Annotated in this window: 19 protein-coding genes; 12 read left to right on the plus strand and 7 right to left on the minus strand. The window is 67.7% G+C overall.

Annotated features, from left to right (window positions below; all coding sequences use genetic code 11):
* Window positions 1-6: 6 nt before the first annotated feature.
* Window positions 7-1,536, plus strand: coding sequence for an FAD-dependent oxidoreductase (locus ACQ4LY_RS02805; protein WP_431074468.1), 1,530 nt, complete (start codon window positions 7-9; stop codon window positions 1,534-1,536).
* Window positions 1,537-1,542: 6 nt separating this feature from the next.
* Here the strand turns inward: ACQ4LY_RS02805 and ACQ4LY_RS02810 are convergent, their stop codons facing one another.
* The 3 genes from ACQ4LY_RS02810 to ACQ4LY_RS02820 all read right to left on the minus strand — a co-directional run bounded on the left by ACQ4LY_RS02810 (window position 1,543) and on the right by ACQ4LY_RS02820 (window position 3,697).
* Window positions 1,543-2,364 carry a nitroreductase family protein gene (locus ACQ4LY_RS02810; RefSeq protein ID WP_431074470.1) on the minus strand — a complete coding sequence of 274 codons (822 nt, stop codon included), beginning with the start codon at window positions 2,362-2,364 and terminating at the stop codon, window positions 1,543-1,545.
* A 4-nt stretch (window positions 2,365-2,368) separates the two neighbouring features.
* Window positions 2,369-2,743: a hypothetical protein gene (locus ACQ4LY_RS02815; RefSeq protein ID WP_431074471.1), complete on the minus strand. Its 375-nt coding sequence runs from the start codon at window positions 2,741-2,743 to the stop codon at window positions 2,369-2,371.
* A 165-nt stretch (window positions 2,744-2,908) separates the two neighbouring features.
* Window positions 2,909-3,697, minus strand: coding sequence for a MerR family transcriptional regulator (locus tag ACQ4LY_RS02820; RefSeq protein ID WP_431074472.1), 789 nt, complete (start codon window positions 3,695-3,697; stop codon window positions 2,909-2,911).
* A gap of 167 nt (window positions 3,698-3,864) precedes the next feature.
* Between ACQ4LY_RS02820 and ACQ4LY_RS02825 the strand changes: the two genes are divergently transcribed.
* The 8 genes from ACQ4LY_RS02825 (at window position 3,865) to ACQ4LY_RS02860 (ending at window position 11,441) form a co-directional block, all read left to right on the plus strand.
* The gene (locus tag ACQ4LY_RS02825; RefSeq protein ID WP_431074473.1) at window positions 3,865-4,107 is read left to right on the plus strand and encodes a hypothetical protein; all 243 of its coding nucleotides are present in this window, start codon (window positions 3,865-3,867) and stop codon (window positions 4,105-4,107) included.
* A gap of 29 nt (window positions 4,108-4,136) precedes the next feature.
* A complete protein-coding gene (locus tag ACQ4LY_RS02830; RefSeq protein WP_431074474.1) occupies window positions 4,137-4,892 on the plus strand; it encodes an ATP-binding cassette domain-containing protein in 756 nt (251 codons plus the stop codon).
* Window positions 4,889-6,310, plus strand: a complete 1,422-nt coding sequence (locus ACQ4LY_RS02835) for a hypothetical protein (protein WP_431074475.1) — start codon at window positions 4,889-4,891, stop codon at window positions 6,308-6,310. The genes ACQ4LY_RS02830 and ACQ4LY_RS02835 overlap by 4 nt, the downstream gene beginning before the upstream one ends.
* Complete coding sequence (locus tag ACQ4LY_RS02840; protein WP_431074476.1) at window positions 6,294-6,608, plus strand: hypothetical protein; 315 nt, start codon at window positions 6,294-6,296, stop codon at window positions 6,606-6,608. The genes ACQ4LY_RS02835 and ACQ4LY_RS02840 overlap by 17 nt, the downstream gene beginning before the upstream one ends.
* A gap of 1 nt (window position 6,609) precedes the next feature.
* On the plus strand, window positions 6,610-7,131 hold the full coding sequence (locus ACQ4LY_RS02845) for a hypothetical protein (RefSeq protein ID WP_431074477.1): 522 nt from the start codon (window positions 6,610-6,612) through the stop codon (window positions 7,129-7,131).
* A 63-nt stretch (window positions 7,132-7,194) separates the two neighbouring features.
* Window positions 7,195-9,681 (plus strand): glycogen/starch/alpha-glucan phosphorylase, encoded by a 2,487-nt coding sequence (locus ACQ4LY_RS02850; protein WP_431074478.1) that lies wholly within the window; start codon window positions 7,195-7,197, stop codon window positions 9,679-9,681.
* 297 nt (window positions 9,682-9,978) lie between these two features.
* On the plus strand, window positions 9,979-10,818 hold the full coding sequence (locus ACQ4LY_RS02855) for a DUF4097 family beta strand repeat-containing protein (RefSeq protein WP_431074479.1): 840 nt from the start codon (window positions 9,979-9,981) through the stop codon (window positions 10,816-10,818).
* The gene (locus tag ACQ4LY_RS02860) at window positions 10,815-11,441 is read left to right on the plus strand and encodes a PadR family transcriptional regulator (protein WP_431074480.1); all 627 of its coding nucleotides are present in this window, start codon (window positions 10,815-10,817) and stop codon (window positions 11,439-11,441) included. Before ACQ4LY_RS02855 ends, ACQ4LY_RS02860 begins: the two co-directional genes overlap by 4 nt.
* A gap of 98 nt (window positions 11,442-11,539) precedes the next feature.
* Here ACQ4LY_RS02860 and ACQ4LY_RS02865 read toward each other — a convergent pair whose 3' ends face one another.
* Window positions 11,540-12,082 carry a universal stress protein gene (locus tag ACQ4LY_RS02865; RefSeq protein ID WP_431074481.1) on the minus strand — a complete coding sequence of 181 codons (543 nt, stop codon included), beginning with the start codon at window positions 12,080-12,082 and terminating at the stop codon, window positions 11,540-11,542.
* Window positions 12,083-12,231: 149 nt separating this feature from the next.
* Here ACQ4LY_RS02865 and ACQ4LY_RS02870 point away from each other — a divergent pair, with 149 nt between their 5' ends.
* Together ACQ4LY_RS02870 and ACQ4LY_RS02875 are read left to right on the plus strand one after the other, a co-directional pair.
* The gene (locus tag ACQ4LY_RS02870; protein ID WP_045254362.1) at window positions 12,232-12,420 is read left to right on the plus strand and encodes a DUF3073 domain-containing protein; all 189 of its coding nucleotides are present in this window, start codon (window positions 12,232-12,234) and stop codon (window positions 12,418-12,420) included.
* Window positions 12,421-12,553: 133 nt separating this feature from the next.
* Window positions 12,554-13,375, plus strand: a complete 822-nt coding sequence (locus ACQ4LY_RS02875; RefSeq protein WP_431074482.1) for an MOSC domain-containing protein — start codon at window positions 12,554-12,556, stop codon at window positions 13,373-13,375.
* 32 nt (window positions 13,376-13,407) lie between these two features.
* Here ACQ4LY_RS02875 and ACQ4LY_RS02880 read toward each other — a convergent pair whose 3' ends face one another.
* Genes ACQ4LY_RS02880 through purM form a run of 3 tightly spaced genes read right to left on the minus strand, consistent with a single transcriptional unit; the run spans window position 13,408 to window position 17,330 of the window.
* Window positions 13,408-14,724: a CynX/NimT family MFS transporter gene (locus tag ACQ4LY_RS02880; protein WP_431074483.1), complete on the minus strand. Its 1,317-nt coding sequence runs from the start codon at window positions 14,722-14,724 to the stop codon at window positions 13,408-13,410.
* A complete protein-coding gene (gene purF, locus ACQ4LY_RS02885) occupies window positions 14,721-16,193 on the minus strand; it encodes an amidophosphoribosyltransferase (protein WP_056310127.1) in 1,473 nt (490 codons plus the stop codon). Before purF ends, ACQ4LY_RS02880 begins: the two co-directional genes overlap by 4 nt.
* Window positions 16,194-16,199: 6 nt before the next feature.
* The gene (gene purM, locus ACQ4LY_RS02890; RefSeq protein WP_431074484.1) at window positions 16,200-17,330 is read right to left on the minus strand and encodes a phosphoribosylformylglycinamidine cyclo-ligase; all 1,131 of its coding nucleotides are present in this window, start codon (window positions 17,328-17,330) and stop codon (window positions 16,200-16,202) included.
* Between the two features lie 62 nt (window positions 17,331-17,392).
* Between purM and ACQ4LY_RS02895 the strand changes: the two genes are divergently transcribed.
* Window positions 17,393-18,025: a zinc-binding alcohol dehydrogenase gene (locus ACQ4LY_RS02895; RefSeq protein WP_431074485.1), complete on the plus strand. Its 633-nt coding sequence runs from the start codon at window positions 17,393-17,395 to the stop codon at window positions 18,023-18,025.
* The last annotated feature ends 14 nt before the right edge of the window (window positions 18,026-18,039 follow it).

Consider the following 18,039-nt stretch of genomic DNA (forward strand, 5'->3'; position numbering starts at 1 on the left):
TACGACATGAAGCCACTGTGGAAGCTCGACCGGACCCCGCCCATCGGCACACCGTTCGACCCGGGAGCACGGCATGACGTCGTCATCGTCGGCGCGGGCCTCACCGGGCTCTCCACAGCCGTCATGCTGACGCGTGCGGGGCTCGACGTCGCCGTGATCGAGGCGGGCGACGTCGCCGAACTCGCGACCGGAGGCAACACCGGCAAGCTGACGCTGCTGCAGGGCAGACGGCTCGCCGAGATCCGCAGGCATCACCCCGCCTCGCTCGTGCAGGCGTACGTCGAAGGCAACCGCGAGGGCATGGACTGGCTGGTCGCCTTCGCCGATCACGCCGGCGTCACATACGAACGACGGGTGGATCACTCGTACGCCCAGGACCCGAGCGGGCTGGACGCTGTGCGCGAGGTGCATGACGCAGCGCGCGAGGCAGGGCTCCCCACCCGGATGCTGACGCGCGACGAGCTCTCCTCCTTGCCGTTCCCGGTCTTCGGCGCGGTCGCGCTCGACGAGCAGGTGACGATCGACCCCGCACTGGTGACGCAGGCGCTCGCCGAGGAGCTCCTCGCCGCCGGCGGGACGCTGCACACCGGGGTGCGGGTCACGGCGACCCACGCGCTTCCCGATCCCCGCGTCGAGACGCCGGTCGGACCGATGTTCGCCGAGCACATCGTGATCGCCACCGGGTATCCGATCCTCGACCGGGGACTGTACTTCGCCAAGATGCGGGCGTTCCGGTCGTACTGCGTCTCGTTCCGTGTGAGCGGCGATCTGCCCACGTCGACGTTCATCTCGGTCGACGGCTCCACCCGGTCGATCCGCCCGGTCTCCGACGCCGACGGGCCAGGCGGCGACGCGCGACTCGTCGTGGGCGGCAACGGGCATCCGGTCGGGCGCTCCGACGGTGAGGCCGCCGCAGTCGACGACCTCGTCGAGTGGACGAGAAGGTACTTTCCCGACGCCGAGGAGACCCACCGCTGGTCTGCGCAGGACTACGAGTCGCACAACCAGATCCCGTTCGTCGGCGCAATGCCTCGCGGACTCGGCGTCATCCGCTTCGCGACGGGCTACGCGAAGTGGGGGCTGTCGAACGCTCCGGCCGCCGCCCTGCGCCTGACCGCCGAGATCCTCGGCGCCAACTGGCACGACCGCCCCTCATGGATGGTCAAGATCGGGACGAGGCTGACGGTCCCCGCCGATCTCGCGCGAGGAGCCGTCGAGGGCGCGAAGGTGGCGGCCGCGGCGACGACCGGATGGGTCGAGGCCGAGCGTCGACCCGTGCCGGTGCCGAAGCCGTCGGAGGGCGAGGGCGTGGTCGCGAACCGCAGCGGACGCCCGGTGGCCATCTCGACCGTCGGCGGGGTCACCCGTGCGGTGTCGGCCGTGTGCCCGCACCTGGGCGGCGTGCTCGACTGGAATGACGCCGAGTGCACCTGGGACTGCCCGCTGCACGCCTCGCGCTTCGCGGCGGACGGCACGCGCATCGAGGGCCCAGCGGTGGAGGATCTGAAGGTCCTCCCGCGCAAGAGCGGGGGCTGATGTCCGTCAGCCCCGCGGCGCGTCAGCACCCGGCGGCGGCGCGTCCCAGCCCTGCTGGGGCTCGTCGCAGTTCTCTCGGAACACGTACTGCGACGCGAGCTTTCGCTGGTGGCTCGACCAGTCGATCGCCGGGCGACGCTGCTCAGGCGGCAGATAGCCGAGGCGGTAGACGGCCATGAGCTCGAGGTCGTCCGGCACGCGCAGCAGCTTCACGATCTCGTCCCAGCGGCCCGGGACCTCCATCGGGAACGAGATGAACTGGATGCCCATGCCGAGCTCGACGGTGCTCAGCCAGACGTTCTCCATCGCCGCGCCCATGCTGAACACCGAGTAGAACGACGACAGCTGGCCAGGCCGGTATTCGCTGCGATCGAGCATCACACCCAGCAGCAGCGGGGAACCGGCGACGAGCTTGTGGTTCTCCTCACCCAGGGTCTTGGGCACCCCGAACGTGTTCATCAGCTTCTGACCGCGCTTGGTGAACACCTGGCTCGTGAACGGGCGCAGCGCCGCGGGGAGCTTGTCGAACAGCATCCCGCTGCGCTTCTCCTCCATCTCGGCCTGACTGAAGCGGAAGTAGGGCTTGTAGCGTTCGAAGAACGTGCCGTTCGACATCGCCTCGGTCATGCTCTCGCCCGAGATGCGCGCGATCCTGTCGATGGTCTCGCGGTTCTCGATGACCACGAAGCGCCACGGCTGGCTGTTCAGCTGAGAGGGCGCACGGCCTGCGGCCTCGAGCAGGATGCGCTGATGCTCCTCCGACACGGCGTCGGGCAGAAAAGGCCCGTTGGTGGTCTTACGGCGGCGGATGGCGTCGAGCAGTTCCATGCGTTCACTTCCGGTCGGTGGTGAGGCGCGCGCACACGAGGCCCGCGACGATGAAGGGGGCCGCGGCGAGCGCGACGATCGGATGCCGTCGGCTGTGCGTGCCGAGGTAGGGGATGGCGGCGAGCGGGGCGGCCGCCGGCGCGATCGCGAGGGCGGCGCGGCGGCTGGCGCGCTTCGGCGTGCCCCAGAAGATCGCCGAGAATGCGGCAGCGGAGGCCACACAGGTGGCGATGTAGATCGCGTGATGCAGCCAGCGGAAGCCGCTCGTGTCGATCAGCTTGGCGGCGACGGCCGAGCCGAGGGCGACGTTGGCGGCGTAGGCGCCTGCGGCCACCGCGAACAGCGGGGCGGCGTCGGTGCGTCTGCGACGGGGGGCCATGGCACGACCCTACGCCCCGCCGCGGCATCCGATCTCGGTCTTGCCCCGGTGTCTCGATCTGTGCAAAGCGCGGCGTTTCGTCTCGTCGCTGCGCTCCTCGCTCAACGACCGGGGAGGGCCCGGTCGTTGAGCGAGCGGAGCGAGACGAAACGCCGAGGGAAGCGGCTACAGGTTGCGGTCCGCGTAGACGCGGAGCGCGTCGCGGACGAACTCGGCACCGTGCGTACCGCCGGCGGATGTCGCGTAGTTCGCGCCGAAGCGCGGGTCAGCGACGTACATCTCACCGAGTCCGAGCACGTACGCCTTGACGTCGCCGTCGGGCGCGGCCGCGGGGGTGCCGGGGATGCCGGTCAGCCACTCGACGTGGCGACGGGCGACGTCCTGAGCCTCAGCGGATGCCGGGTCGACGCCGCTCTCGGCGGCGGCGATCCAGTCCCGACCGAGGTCGGAGACGCGCTGCTGCCACTCGGCGCGCTCGGCGTCGGTCATCCCGCGCCACCAGCGGTCGCTGTCGGCATAGGTCTTGCGACCCCAACGCTGCTCGACCTCTTCCCGGTACCGGGTGTGGTCGAATCCGTCGAACATGTTCTCTGCCATGAGTTCTTCACCTCCTCTCAATGCGTCGATGGTGTTCTCGACCGACGCGATCTGTCGCGCCAGCCGGTTCTGCTCCTCGCGCAGCAGCGCGAGGTGGGTCTCGAGAGCGGCCTCCTCGCTCTGCTGCGCGTCGGTCGGGTTCAGCACCTCGGCGATCTGCGGCAGCCCGAGTCCGAGTTCGCGCAACAGCAGGATGCGCTGCAGGCGCACGAGAGCGGACTCGTCGTAGTGGCGATAGCCGTTGTGTGCGATGCGCGATGGCGGCAGCAGTCCGACGTCGTCATAGTGACGCAGCGTCCTGCTGGTGGTGCCTGCGAGTCGGGCGATCTCCTGGATGGACCAGTCTCGACCGGTCATGACGTCCTCCTTCCGTGGCTCGGTCTGTCGATGACTCCACCGTAGAAGTTGACGTTGCGTCAATGTCAACCAAATCCGCGAATGGCGGCATTCTGCACTCATATGACTAGCTTTAGCGATAATCGCGTGACAGCCTCACCTTGTCACGAATAGATGGAGGTAGATATATGTCCCTGATGGAGATGATCGAGCCGACGCTGATGAAGCGTCGTGCCCAGGATGCACTCGACGACGCGATCCTGCGCCTGGATGCCTGGTGGCTGGTGCTGATCGCAGCGATCCTCGTGTTCGGCGTCGCGTTCCTCGCGGCACTGGCACTGTGGTGCTTCTTCAAGGCGGGTGGCAGGCGCTTCACCGGCAACTGGCAGTGGGGCAAGAGCGGCGTCTCCGTGTGGGTCGAATGCGTCTAAGCCCACGTCGCGCCCGGGCATCGACGTCGATGTCCGGGCGCGACGGCGCCGCCCGGAACCCGCAGATCCTCCTCGACGTCTCCTCCGCCTCGTTCGCCTACTCGAAGCGGGCTCCGGCGCTCCGCGACGTCTCCTTCGTCGTGGAACGCGGCGAGAAGGTCGGCCTGGTCGGGCCGAACGGATCGGGCAAGTCGACGCTCATCCGCCTCACGGCCGACCTGCTGCAGCTCACGCACGGGAGCATCCGCATCGCAGGTCGCCCTCATCAGGTCCGTGAATCGCGGGAGCGACTTGCCTTCATCGCCAGCAACGACTACCTCCCTCAGTTCCTGACAGGACGCGAGTACGTCGATCTGATGCACCGTCTGTATCGGCAGAGCCCCGATGCCGCACGCATCGACGACCTCTTCGCCAGGTACCAGATGGAGGCACGCGAGTTCGACCTCATCGAGGATTACTCCCACGGCATGCGCAAGAAGATCCAGCTCATCTCGACACTCCTGCTCGAGCGCCCTCTCACGATCATCGACGAGACGCTCAACGGCGTCGACGTCGATGCGCTGTTCGAGTTCGAGACCGATGCGTCCCGGTTCGGAGAGTCGCGAGGGCTGCTGCTGTGCAGTCACGACTTCCGGCTCCTCGAGGCGGTCTGCGATCGCATCATCGTGCTGTGCCGCGGCGAGATCGCGTTCGACCTCCCGCTCGCCCGCATCCTCCACGAGTTCGGTTCGGTCGACGCCCTCGTCAAGCGCGCGATCGCGCAAGGTTCGAGGGCATCCGAGTGAACCCTTCTCTGCAGCTCGCGTCATTCCTCGCGGTGTTCCTGGTCCGGCGCATCGCCCGCCGCGGCGTGCTGCGGCTGCCCTCTGTCCGCTGGACGATCGGACTCGCAGCCCTCGCCGCATTCGTCGGGTTCTGCGGGTTCGGGGTGATCGCACTCCGCCAGCTCATCAGCGAACCCGAGCAGCTGTCACCCCTGCTCCGCGTCGTCGGAGTGTCCACCCCGCTGTGGGTCCTCACCGTGTTCACCGTCGTCCGAGTGCTGTTCCTGAAGTCCGGCGAGCTGCTCGAGCTCACCTTCTCGTTCCCCCTGACCAACCGGGCGCGGACCCTGGGGTTCATGCTGTTCGAGACCATGGTCGTGGGCATCGGCGTCACCGTCATGCTCGGAGCCCTGGTCACCGGGACGGTCGCGATCGGCGGCGTCGGCATCCTCGACGAGGTCATCACCTGCCTGGTCATGCCGATGGTCGTCGCCTACCTGGCGGCGAGCGCCTACTACCTCGGCATGGAACGGCTGCTGCTGCGCCTCCGTCTCGCACGGCTCCGCGCCTTCCTCGTGCCGGTCATCCTGGCCGCGACACTGCTCGGCGTCTACCTCGGAGTGTCCTCGCAGTCGGAGCGCGTGCTCTTCGCCGCGATCGGTCAGGGAGACGACCACTTCGTGATCCAGCTGCTGTTCGCCGACATCGCCGCACAACACGGGATGATCGTCGCGACGGTCGCCTGGCTCGCCACGATCGCCTTCCTGGTCGTCGTCGTCCTCGCGATGGCACCTCGGCAGTTCGATCCGACTCGACGCTTCGCGATCATCCCCCGCCTGTTCGGCGGTTCGGAGTTCGGCGCGTACTTCGCCGCACACATCCGGGGCATCGAGACGATCACGGTCTGCGGCATCTCCCTGGCCGGCTCCTACGCGCTCTTCGTCGCCGATATCCGGCTTCCACCTCTTCTGCTGCTGGCCGTCACCGTGCAGTCGGTGTACGCCTTCGTCTCGACGGAGCCGTTACGCGCGTGCGGGCCCCGCCGCCACGGCCCGACCCGGCGATACGTCCTGGTGCTCGCACCCCAGCTCGCCACTCTCGCGATCATCGCCGTACCGATCAGCGCGCTGTCGGCCCTGACGGGTTCGCAGGCAGCGGAGATCCTCTCGGTCGTCGGCTTCGCCGTGTCGAACATCGTGGTACTCACGCTGGCGGGAATCGCGTTCCCGCCCGAGAAGGGCAACCCGTTCTCGGTGATCGCCGGGGCCGCCGTCGCAGGGCTCGTGACCGGCACGATCATGCTCGGCACGAACCTCCTGGGCCTGCCCGCACTGTTCACGATCGGAGTGATGCTCGTCCTCACTCTCGTCGCCGCCGCTCTCTCCATCACCGGGATGGACAGGATAGAAAGGACTGCTCGTCATGAAGTGGTTGTTTAGGGTCGCCGTCAGCGCGGTCGGAGCTCTCGTCCTCACCGCAGGATCGGCGGTGGCCACCGCGATCTGGCTGATGTTCGCGGGAGGTTCCACCGAGGGGCGCCGACTCGGTTTCTTCGATTCGGTCTTCGTCGAGGTCCGTCAGAGCGCCGACGGCGCGACCCAGCTCGGCGCGGGGGTGAACGACCCGCTCCCCCTGGTTCTCGCAGTCGTCGTCGTCACCGTCTTCACGCTCGCCGTGTTCGCCATGCACGACAGCCTTCTCGAACGGAGGAAGCACCTCCTGGCCCAGGCGGAATGACGTGTGGTCGGTCCGCACCTCGCATATCGACGCGGGACTCGTGTGTCGCTGGCTGCTCCTCGCCGCCTGGCCGATGCACGCCGCTTTCGCGGCCCTGAGCGCGGTCGTCGTCTCCGTCGCCGTCATCACGGAGCAGGACGCGATCCTCAGCGCGGTCGCGATGCTCGGCGCGCACTACGCCCTCGGTCTCGGCGGATCGTTCGCCATGCACGAGCTCGGACACCTCACCGTGCTCTCGCGAGCGCGAGGGGTGACGGCGTTCACTCTCCAACGCTCGACCTGGCGGATCTCGATCGCGCCCCACGGGCAGATCACGCGCCGCGACGCCGCGCTCGCCGCGCTGGCGGGCCCTGGGATCTGCGTCGTCGCGGGCGGCATCCTCTGGCTCGTCGTCCCCGAGCTGCAGGTGCACGGGTGGTATCTGGCACATGCGGTGTTCCTCGTCCCGGTCTTCAACGACGGCCGGATCCTGCTCGCCGCCATGCGGGCTCGCAGCACTGCCCCACCCCGCCGCCAGGAATGACCCCACCGATATTCTTCATCCGCCCGTCACACGAATCAGCCTGGCTCTCGCTACGGTCGTCACGTGCCCGAATCACGCTCTCCCCTGCATCCGCTCGCCCTCGCCCCCGTGATCGCCCCGCTGAGCACGGCGGACGAGTTCGCGAAGCGGTTCCTGCACAACCTCAACTTCGACCGGGGCGTCGCCCTGTCGGCATCCAGCGCGAACGACCGCTACCTCGCGCTCGCCCACACCGTGCGCGACTACCTGATGGCACGCTGGCTCGAAGACGTACGTCACCAGAAGGAGGTGCAGGCGAAAGGCGTCTGCTATCTCTCGGCCGAGTACCTGCTCGGCCGTCAACTCGACAACAACCTGCTCGCAGCCGACCTCACCGAGGTCGCCGCCGACGCGCTCGCCTCATGCGGCGTCTCACTCGACGAGCTCCGTGCGCACGAGGTCGAGCCGGGCCTCGGCAATGGCGGACTCGGACGCCTCGCAGCCTGCTTCATCGACTCGCTCGCCACGATGGCGGTGCCGAGCATCGGCTACGGCATCCGCTACGAGTACGGCATCTTCCGCCAGACGTTCGTCGACGGGCAGCAGGTCGAGCAGCCGGACGCCTGGCTCGCGCTCGGCTCTCCGTGGGAGTTCGCCCGCCCCGAAGACGCGCAGACCATCGCGTTCGGCGGCCACACCGAGAAGTACGACGACGAGGGCATCACCCGCAGCCGCTGGGTGCCCGCCTGGAACGTGCAGGCCGTGCCCTACAACTACATGGTCCCGGGGTTTCGGAACGGCCGCGTCAATACACTGCGCCTCTGGAGCGCGGTCGCCACCAGCGCCTTCGACCTGCGGATCTTCAACTCGGGCGACTACGAAGAGGCCGTGCGGGCGCAGACCTTCGCCGAGAACATCTCGAAGGTGCTCTACCCCGAGGACTCCACCCCGCAGGGCAAAGAGCTGCGGCTGCAGCAGCAGTACTTCTTCGTCGCCGCCTCGATCCACGACTTCCTCGACAACATGCTCGCCGAGGGCTTCGACCTCGCGAACCTGCCCGAGCGCGTGATCTTCCAGCTCAACGACACCCACCCGGTGATCGCGGTGCCCGAGTTCATGCGCGTGCTCATCGACGAGAAGCATCTCGAGTGGGATGCCGCGTGGGCGATCACCCAGCGATGCTTCGCCTACACGTGTCACACGCTGCTTCCCGAGGCGCTGGAAGTCTGGCCGGTCGAACTGCTCGGACGACTGCTGCCCCGCCACCTCGAGATCATCTACCGCATCAACGACGAGTTCCTCCTGGCCGTGCGCGAGCGTTTCGGCGACGACGAGATGCTCGTGCGCAACATGTCGATCATCGCCGAGCATCCGGTCCGTTCGGTGCGCATGGCGTACCTCGCGACGGTCGCCGGCGCGAAGGTCAACGGCGTCGCAGAGCTGCACTCGCAGCTGCTCCGCGACAAGGTGCTCCATGACTTCGATGCGTTCTTCCCGGGCAAGTTCACGAACGTCACGAACGGCGTCACTCCTCGTCGGTTCCTGCGTCTCGCGAACCCCGAGCTCTCGTCGCTCATCACCGCGGCGATCGGGGATGGCTGGACGACTGACCTCGAACGGCTTCATGAGCTCGAGCCGTTCGCCGAGGATGCCGAGTTCCGGGCTGCCTTCGCGGGCGTGAAGGCTGCGAACAAGCGCCGCCTGAGCGAGGTTCTGCGCGAGCGCGACGGCGTCGAGATCAGCGACGGCCACATGCTCGACGTCATGGTCAAGCGCCTGCACGAATACAAGCGGCAGCTGTTGAAGGTGCTGCACATCGTCACGACCTACGAGGGCGTGATCTCGGGGCGCACCGCGGTGGCGGACGTCGTCCCCCGCACCGCGATCTTCGGCGCGAAGGCCGCTCCGGGCTACGCGATGGCGAAGCGCATCATCCATCTGATCAACGCCGTGGGCGAGGTCGTGAACACCGACCCTCGCCTCGAGGGCCGGCTGAAGGTCGTGTTTCCGCCCAACTACAACGTGACTCTCGCGGAGCGCGTGATCCCCGCCGCCGACCTCTCGGAGCAGATCTCCCTCGCCGGCAAGGAGGCATCGGGCACGGGGAACATGAAGTTCGCCCTGAACGGCGCTCTCACGATCGGCACGGATGACGGGGCGAATGTCGAGATCCGCGAACTCGTCGGCGATGACCACTTCTACCTGTTCGGCATGAGCGAGCCCGAGGTCGAAGATCTCAGCATCCGCGGTTACCGGCCGCAGGACTTCTACCAAGCCGACGACGGCCTCCGTCGGGCGATCGACCTGATCGCCTCCGGAGCCTTCTCGCGCGGGGATCGCTCGGTGTTCGAGCCCGTGGTGTCGAACCTCCTGTACGAGGACCGCTTCATGGTGCTCGCCGACTATGCGTCGTACATCACGGCGCAGAGCAGAGTGGATGCCGCATACGCCGACCAGGGCGCCTGGGCCCGCTCGGCGATCCTCAACGTCGCCCGCACCGGGTTCTTCTCGTCCGACCGATCGATCCGCGATTACATCGACCGGATCTGGCACACCCCGCCTCTCGTCTGAGTTCGCACGCGCAGCGCTCCGGTCGCAGTTCGTGCCGCTTGCCGAGAGCCTCGAGCGCTCCCGTCGCAGTTCGTGTCGCTTGTCGAGAGCCTCGTGCGCTCCCGTCGCAGTTTGTGTCGCGTCCCGAAGATCCAGGCGGCACGAACTGCGACCGGAGCCTGAACAGGCGACACGAACTGCGACCGGAAGCCCCCTTGAGCGAGACTCGAAACCGAACCTCTTGACAAAGTCGAGATATATCGTGTTACTCTTCCTGAACACGATATATCGTGTTCCCTCAACACAGGAGAAGCAGACATGACCGAGAAGTGGCTCATCGCCCCGGGCGAAGAACGCGTCATCGACATCGAGAACGTCACCCGCCTGAAGATCGGTCTGGTCGGCGGCCAGGTCGACGTCATCGCGCACGACGAACCCGGCATCCGCATCGAGGTCCACGGTGTGACCACCAAGGACCTCCGCATCGAGTCGAACGACGGCGAGGTCGAGATCGATCACCCGCAGCTCGGCTGGGACAACTTCCTCGAGGTGTTCCGCAACTTCGGCTCCGGCGGGCCCAAGGCCGAGGTCAGCGTCGCGGTACCCCGCTCGATCGCCCTCAATCTCGGCGTCGTCAGCGCTGGCGCGCTGGTGTCCGGCATCCGCAACGACGCCCGCCTCAACACGGTCTCCGGCGACATCATCGTCGACACCCTGATCGGCGACCTCACCGTCAACTCGGTCTCGGGCGACGTGCAGGTGCGCGGTCTCACCGGTTCCATCAGCGCGAACAGCGTCTCGGGAGATGTGGCCGTCACCGGCACCGTCCGCCGCGCCACCGTCGACATCGTGTCGGGCTCGACGCTCGTCGATGCAGCGGGAGACGTGAACACGATCAACGTCAACTCCGTCTCGGGCGGCACCACCGTGCGTCTCGACGAGTCTCTCGCCGCAAACTACGTCGTGCGCTCACTGAGCGGACGCCTCCTGATCGACGGCATCGAGCGCAGCGCCTCGGGCCCCAGCAACTACACCGGCTCGTCCGGTGAGCTCGCCGGTCGCTTCGTCGATCTGCGCGCCAACTCCGTCTCGGGTGGCGTGACGGTTCTGCGCCGCTCACCGGCCTCGATCACGAACGATGCGGAGTGGGAAGCATGAGTCCCGCAGTCTTCTCCCACGGGGACCTGAGGCTGTACCTCCTGTCGCTGCTCGCCGAAGCGCCCCAGCACGGCTACGGGATCATCCAGGCCCTGACCGACCGCACCGGTGGCACCTACACGCCGAGCGCCGGCACCATCTACCCCCGGCTCGCGAAGCTCGAGGAAGAGGGGCTGGTCACGAAGACGGTCGACGGCCGCACCACGATCTATGCGATCACGGATGCCGGACGCACCGAGCTCGCAGCCCGCGAGGGTGATCTCGCCGGCATCGAGGCGGGGCTCACCGACTCGGTGCGCCTGATCGCCAACGAGGTCCGCCAGAGCGTCAAGGAGGCCATGAAGAGCCTCCGCGCCGACCTCGCCACCGCCGAGAAGGACGACCGCGCGGCATCCAAGTCCCGCCCCCGCACCGCGGGCGACGACGAGCGCATCATCACTCGCGAGGAGATGCACCGAGCGGACGCCGTCATCAACGCGTTCCGTGCACGCGTGCGCACCGACCTGCGCACGCACATCGCGAAGGGCGGCCCGCTGCCGGCATCCGTGGTCACTCAGCTGGAGGACGGACTGGATGCCGCCGCTCGCGGCATCACCACAGCGCTGGCGTCGCTCGGACGCTGAGTCCACCCGCGTCTCGTCTCGCTCCGCTCGCTCAACGACCGGAAGGAATCGCTCCTGGTCGTTGAGCGAGGAGCGCAGCGACGACGCGAGACGCGGGCCTACTCTGTCCAGATCTCGGGCTGCGTGTCGGGCACCGGATCCTGCAGAGGAACGACGAGCACCGAACGTTGCTGACGGTGTGCGAGGCGGGCGGCGACCGACCCGGTGAAGAACTCGCGGATGGATTCGCCTATGCCGCGCTTGCGCGTACCGACCACGATCAGCTGCGCATCCAGCTTGTTGGCGAGCGCCTTGATGGCGAGCGCCGGGTCTCCGACGAGCTGGCGGGCCGTCCAGGTGAGGCCGGTGCCCTCGAGTGCGGCGGATGCTTCGGCCTGCACGGCTTCGAACTCGGCCGTGCCCGCATCGAAGTTTATGTCGATGGGCGCCGAGTGCACGTAGCCGTCAGGATCTTCGTAAGTGACGAAGCGCGTGACATCGACGTGGGCGACCACGAGCGGAACGCGAAGAAGTCGCGCGAATCTCGCGGCTTCTTCGATCACTCGCGCGGCCTGTCCCGGCTGCATGCCGACGATCACGGCCTTCTGCAGCGTCGCGTTCTGCGCGGCCTCGTCGGAGGGCGTCGAGGTGTTGTCGGTCATGAGGATCGCTCCCTTCACCAGCTGCCAACGGGCCAGTGCGGTCTGGCCGCGTGCTATTCTGAATGCTACTCTTACCGGCCCTCAGCCGGTGTCGTGAATGACTCGGGCCTGTTGTTGCCCGCAGCTTAACTCGTGAGGGGGTCTCAGGCATGGGCCGTGGCCGTCAAAAGGCGAAACACACCAAGATCGCCCGCGAACTGAAGTCGTTCAGTCCGTCGGTGAACTACTCGGCGCTCGAGCGCGAGCTCGCGCACCCGAGCGACTCTGAAGACGCATACGTCGACAAGTGGGCCGACGAGTATGCAGACGAAGACGAGGACGAACTCGAAAAGGCTTGACCGCCCTTTCGTCCACCGTCGTCTCCCCCGTGTACCCCACGGGGGTTTCGTCGTGCCCGGAATCCCGCAACACCGCGCCGTGATCGCGGCGCCGGTCACGGATGCGGCGTCTCTCACCTGACAGGATCGCCCCATGGCACACGTCGTCTCGCTCTACCGTCATCCGATCAAAGGCTTCACAGCCGAGTCCGTCGACACTCTCACGGTGCAGCCCGACGGTCGGATCGCCGGCGACAGAGTCCTCGCGTTCCGCTTCGCGGATGCGAGCACGCCGGAGGATCGCGACGGCCTCGATTACTGGCCGAAGGCGAAGGGCCTCTCTCTTCAGGACTTTCCGACGCTCGCCTCGCTGCGCACGAGATATGACGACCAGGAGCGACGCGTGCGCATCGAGCATGCAGGGTCGGTCCTCGTGGAGGCAGGACTCGACGAGGACGGTCGCACGCAGCTCGCGGATGCGGTGACGGAGTTCGTGCTCGCCAGCGCAGAGGGCCGCAGGGTGCAGCGCCCCGGGCGACTGCCGCTGGTCCTGGTCGGAGACGGTGCGACCTCGAGGTTCCAGGATCGCCCCCGCGGCTACGTCTCCGTGCACAGCACCGGCAGCGTGAGCGAACTGGGTGAGGCCCTCGGCACGGATGTCGATGACCGCCGCTTCCGCTCGAACATCGTCATCGACGGTGCAGCCGCATGGTCGGAGCTCGACTGGACGGGTGAGGTGATCGTCGGCGACCTGTCTTTCGATGCCGCAGGCCCCATCGTGCGCTGCCTCGCGACGCATGCGAATCCCGACACCGGCGTGCGCGACGCGAAGGTGCTCACGACACTCACCGCCGCGTTCTCGCAGGCCGAGCCCACCCTCGGCAGACTGCTCCTGCCCGGCTCCACGTCAGCCGACGAGCAGACCCCGTGGACGGGCGGCACGATCGGTCTCGGCGATGCGGTCACCGCGCACTGAGGTCACCGCGCACTGAGGTCACCGCGTTCGACTCACCAGCGACCGTGCCGGCGCTCCCAGTCCTCTTCTATCGTGCGGCGGCGACCCGCGATCCACCCTGCGGGGATCACGGCGATCAGCACGCCCACGAGCAGCCAGAGCGGGATCAGCCAACTGTCGGTCGCGTCATGGAGCAGCCCGATGAGCAGAGGGAACACCGCGGCCACCGCATAGCCGATGCTCTGCACGAACCCGCTGAGCGCGACGGCGCTCTCGGGCGTGCGGGCACGGATGCTGAGCAGCACCAGCGCGAGCGGGAACAGCGCGGCTGCGAGACCGAAGAACGCCACCCACAGCGGCATGCCCACGGTCGGGAGGAACAGCATCCCCGCGAGTCCGATGAGCCCGGAGGCGATCGCGCTGAAGAAGACCGGACGAGTCGCCTGGAAGCGCACGATGAGGATCGGGACCAGCAGCGAGCACGGCAGACCCATGAGTCCGAACAGGGACAGCAGCAGTCCGGCGTCGGCGGGTGACACGCCTCCCACGTCGATCATGATCGTGGGCAGCCAGGCGAACGACACGTAGGCGATCGTCGAGGAGGACGCGAAGACCAGCGCGATCGACCAGGCCATCGGCAGCCGCCAGAGCCGACCGAAGACTCGGGGGTTCGCCGGCGTCGTGGTGATCGGACCGGTCGCCATCGACGCCGCATCGAACTCGTCCGCTGCCTCCGCGGTGTCGGATGTGGCGGGCGTGCGAGCTGCGCTCGGCGCCGCCGTGACGGCATCCGCTCGGTGGGTGATCAGCATCGTCACCCACGGCACCAGGGCGATCGCGGCGAACACGCCCCACATCCCCAGCGAGACTCGCCACCCCGCCGAGTCGGCGACCGGCACCGCGACCAGCGGCGGTACGAACGTCGACACCGCCATGGTCGTCGAGTACACGGTCATCATCAGACCGAGGCGATCGGGGAAGTACTTCTTCACGAGCGGCGGCAGCAGCACATTGCCCGAGCCGACGCCGGCGAACACCACGGCGGTCGCTGCGAGCAGCGAGGTCGAATCGACGGCGAGGCCCCGCAGCAGCAGCCCGGCGGCGATGAGCCCGATCGCGACGACCGCGACGCGTTCGAGCCCGAATCGACGCTCGAAGATGGGGGTGAGCAGGCCGAACACCGCGAAGCACACCGGCGGAGCGGCGCCGATCAGTCCGACCACGACCGACGACACCGTGAACTCCTCGGCGATGTGATCGATCACGGGCGAGAGGGATGCCACGGCGGACCGCAGTGAGAAAGCGACCAGCACGATGCCGATCAGCGCGAGCGCGCGTCCGCGCCAGAGCGGCTGCGCACGCGAGGTCACGAGGTCTGCGACCCCTCCACCCACGCGAGGTATTCGTCTGACACGGTGCCGGTGACGTACTTTCCGTCGAAGCAGCTCATATCGAGGTCGCTGAGCACCGATCCCTCGGTGATCGCGGCCTTGAGATCGTCGACCTCCTGGTAGACCAGGTGATCGCAGCCCAGCTCGGCGGCGATCTCGGGGATCGTGCGTCCGTGGGCGATGAGTTCGTGACGCGACGGCATGTTGATGCCGTACACGTGCGGGTGACGCACGGGCGGTGCCGCGGAGGCGAAGGTGACCGAGGTGGCGCCGGCATCCCGCGCCATCTGGATGATCTCCTTCGACGTCGTGCCCCGCACGATCGAGTCATCGATCAGCAGCACGTTCTTGCCCTGGAACTCGGTCGACATCGCGTTGAGCTTCTGGCGCACGCTCTTCTTGCGCACCGCCTGGCCGGGCATGATGAAGGTGCGGCCGACGTAGCGGTTCTTGTAGAAGCCCTCGCGGTACTCGATTCCCAGCTTGCGGGCGACCTCCATCGCCGCGGGGCGGGAGGAGTCGGGGATCGGCATGACGACGTCGATCTTGTCCATCGGCACGTGCTTCGCGATCGTGTCGGCGAGACGGTCGCCCATGCGCAGACGCGACTCGTAGACCGAGACGCCGTTCATGACCGAGTCGGGACGCGCGAGGTAGACGTACTCGAACGCACACGGCGCGAGCACGGCATCTTTCGCGCACTGCCTGCTGTGCAGCTCGCCCTCGTTCGTGATGAAGATCGCCTCACCGGGCTCGACCTCGCGGACGACCTCGTAGTCGGCGTTCTCGAGCACCAGCGACTCGCTCGCGACGACCCATTCGTCCCGGCCCTCTGCGCCGGGGACGGTCGAGGGACGACGGCCGAGGATGAGGGGGCGGATGCCGAACGGGTCGCGGAAGGCCAGCAGACCGTATCCGGCGATCACCGCGATGACGGCGTAGGCGCCCTCGATGCGCTCGTGCGTGCGCTCGACGGCCTCGAAGATGCGCTCGGCGTCGAGGTCGACCGTCGAGGTGGTGTTCTGAAGCTCACCGGCGAGCACGTTGAGGAGCAGCTCGGTGTCGCTCGAGGAGTTGAGGTGACGACGGTCGCGCTTTGCCATGTCGGCCGTGAGCTCACGCGTGTTCGTCAGGTTGCCGTTGTGGATGAGGATGATGCCGTACGGTGCGTTCACGTAGAACGGCTGCATCTCCTCTTCGTTCGAGGCCGTGCCCTTGGTCGCGTAGCGCACATGACCGAGCCCGACGTTTCCGAGGAGCCCCCGCATGTCACGGGTGCGGAACGCCTCGCGCACCATGCCCTGCGCCTTGGCGTTGTGCATGACGCCGTTCGCCTCAGCTGTGGCGATTCCCGTCGCATCCTGGCCGCGGTGCTGCAGCAGCAGGAGTGCGTCGTAGATGTCCTGATTGACCGGGGCAGAGCCCACCATTCCGACGATGCCGCACATGGGCTCTTACTTCGCTCCGTCCGCGTAGGCGCCGACCAGGCGCACTGCTCCACCGTCGACGCCCTTGGCGCCCTGTTCGAACTCTCCTGCCGGACGCGCGCCGAAGCCCACGGTTCCGACCTGCCATGCGGGCATGCCCTCGGTCGCGAGGGCCGCGATCGCGGCATCCTTCTTGTCCGCCGCGATGATCGCGAGGAATCCGATGCCGAGGTTCCAGGTGCCCTCGGCCGACTCCAGCGTGGAGCCGGCGATGTCGCTGAGCACGCGGAAGACCGGGCTCGGCGACCAGGTGCTGCGGTCGACCTCTGCCCAGCTGCCCTGCGGGAGCACACGGGCGAGGTTCGCCGCGATGCCGCCGCCGGTCACATGGCTGAGCGAGTGGACACCGCCCTCCCCTGTCGCGCCGCCGAGCTGCTCGATGAGGCGCAGCAGCGGAAGCGTGTAGAGGCGGGTCGGCTCGAGCAGAGCCTCACCCCAGGTCGCGCCGAAGTCGGCGGCGTTGTCGCCGTAGCCGATGCCGGCGTTCGTGACGATGTGGCGCACGAGCGAGTAGCCGTTGGAGTGCAGTCCGCTGGACTCGACGGCGATCACGACGTCGCCGTCCTGCACGCGGTCGGCTCCGAGGATGCCGTCGGCCTCGACGACACCCGTCGCAGCGCCTGCCACGTCGTAGTCGCGCGGGCCGAGAAGACCGGGGTGCTCGGCGGTCTCGCCCCCGATGAGCGCGGTGCCGGTCGCGGTGCATGCCTCGGCGATGCCGCGCACGATGTCGGCGATGCGCTGCGGGAAGACCTTGCCGCACGCGATGTAGTCGGTCATGAAGAGCGGCTTCGCTCCCACCACGACGATGTCGTCGACGACCATTCCGACCAGGTCCTGGCCGATCGTGTCGTGCTTGTCGATGGCCTGCGCGATGGCGACCTTCGTGCCGACGCCGTCTGTGCTGGTCGCGAGCAGCGGGCGACGGAAGTCGCGCAGCGCACTCGCGTCGAACAGTCCGGCGAATCCGCCGACACCGCCCAGCGCTTCAGGGCCGTGCGTCGCGCGCACAGAAGACTTCATCAGCTCGACGGCGAGATCGCCTGCAGCGGTATCGACGCCGGCTTCGGAATAGGGATTGGTGGGGGAGGCAGCCACGCGTCCAGCCTACCGCCCGCGGAGACCTCCTCTCCCCTCCCTCCATCTCCTACGATGGGGCCATGGCCGACAAGCCGCAGTGGTTGATCCGCGAGGACGCGAGCGTTCCGGTGCTCGTCGCGCTCGCGCTGCGGCAATCGCTCGGCATCCGCGCCCCCGAAGACCTTCCGAGCCTGCGGGATCTTCCCGTCAGGGCGCCCGACGCCACCGAGGTCACCCCCGAGCTCGAGAAGCAGTGGCGGGAGTACTGGGACATGACGGTCGAGCCCCGAGCGCATCCGTCCGGAGTCCCGCTCGAGCTCATCGAGGGCTTCGACACGCTCGTCGCCCTGCCCGCCACCGGATCCGAGCAGCTGTCCGAGGCGATCGTGCCGCACGCGGCATCCACCCTGCACTACGCCCGCGTCTCTCACGACCGCTATGTGTCCTCGATCCGCAGCTCGATGGCGACCCGGTCGGGCAACGGCACGATCGGAGGCGAGGCGTATCGCGCCTACGCCAGCGCGATCGCCGAGTTCGAACGCGACATCGGTCGACGGGCGCACTCGTTCGAGCTGAACGTGCAGGTCCTGCCGTTCTCGCAGCGCGGCATCTGGTGGATCGGGGCGTTGACCGTGGCTGTCACCGACGGCCTGCGTCGCGACGTGGTGTCGTTCGACGCCGCCATCCGGCCGATCATCGCCGAGCTGGCGTAGGTCGGCGACCCGCG

This window comes from Microbacterium phyllosphaerae, assembly GCF_050628115.1.
Lineage (GTDB): Bacteria > Actinomycetota > Actinomycetes > Actinomycetales > Microbacteriaceae > Microbacterium > Microbacterium phyllosphaerae_A.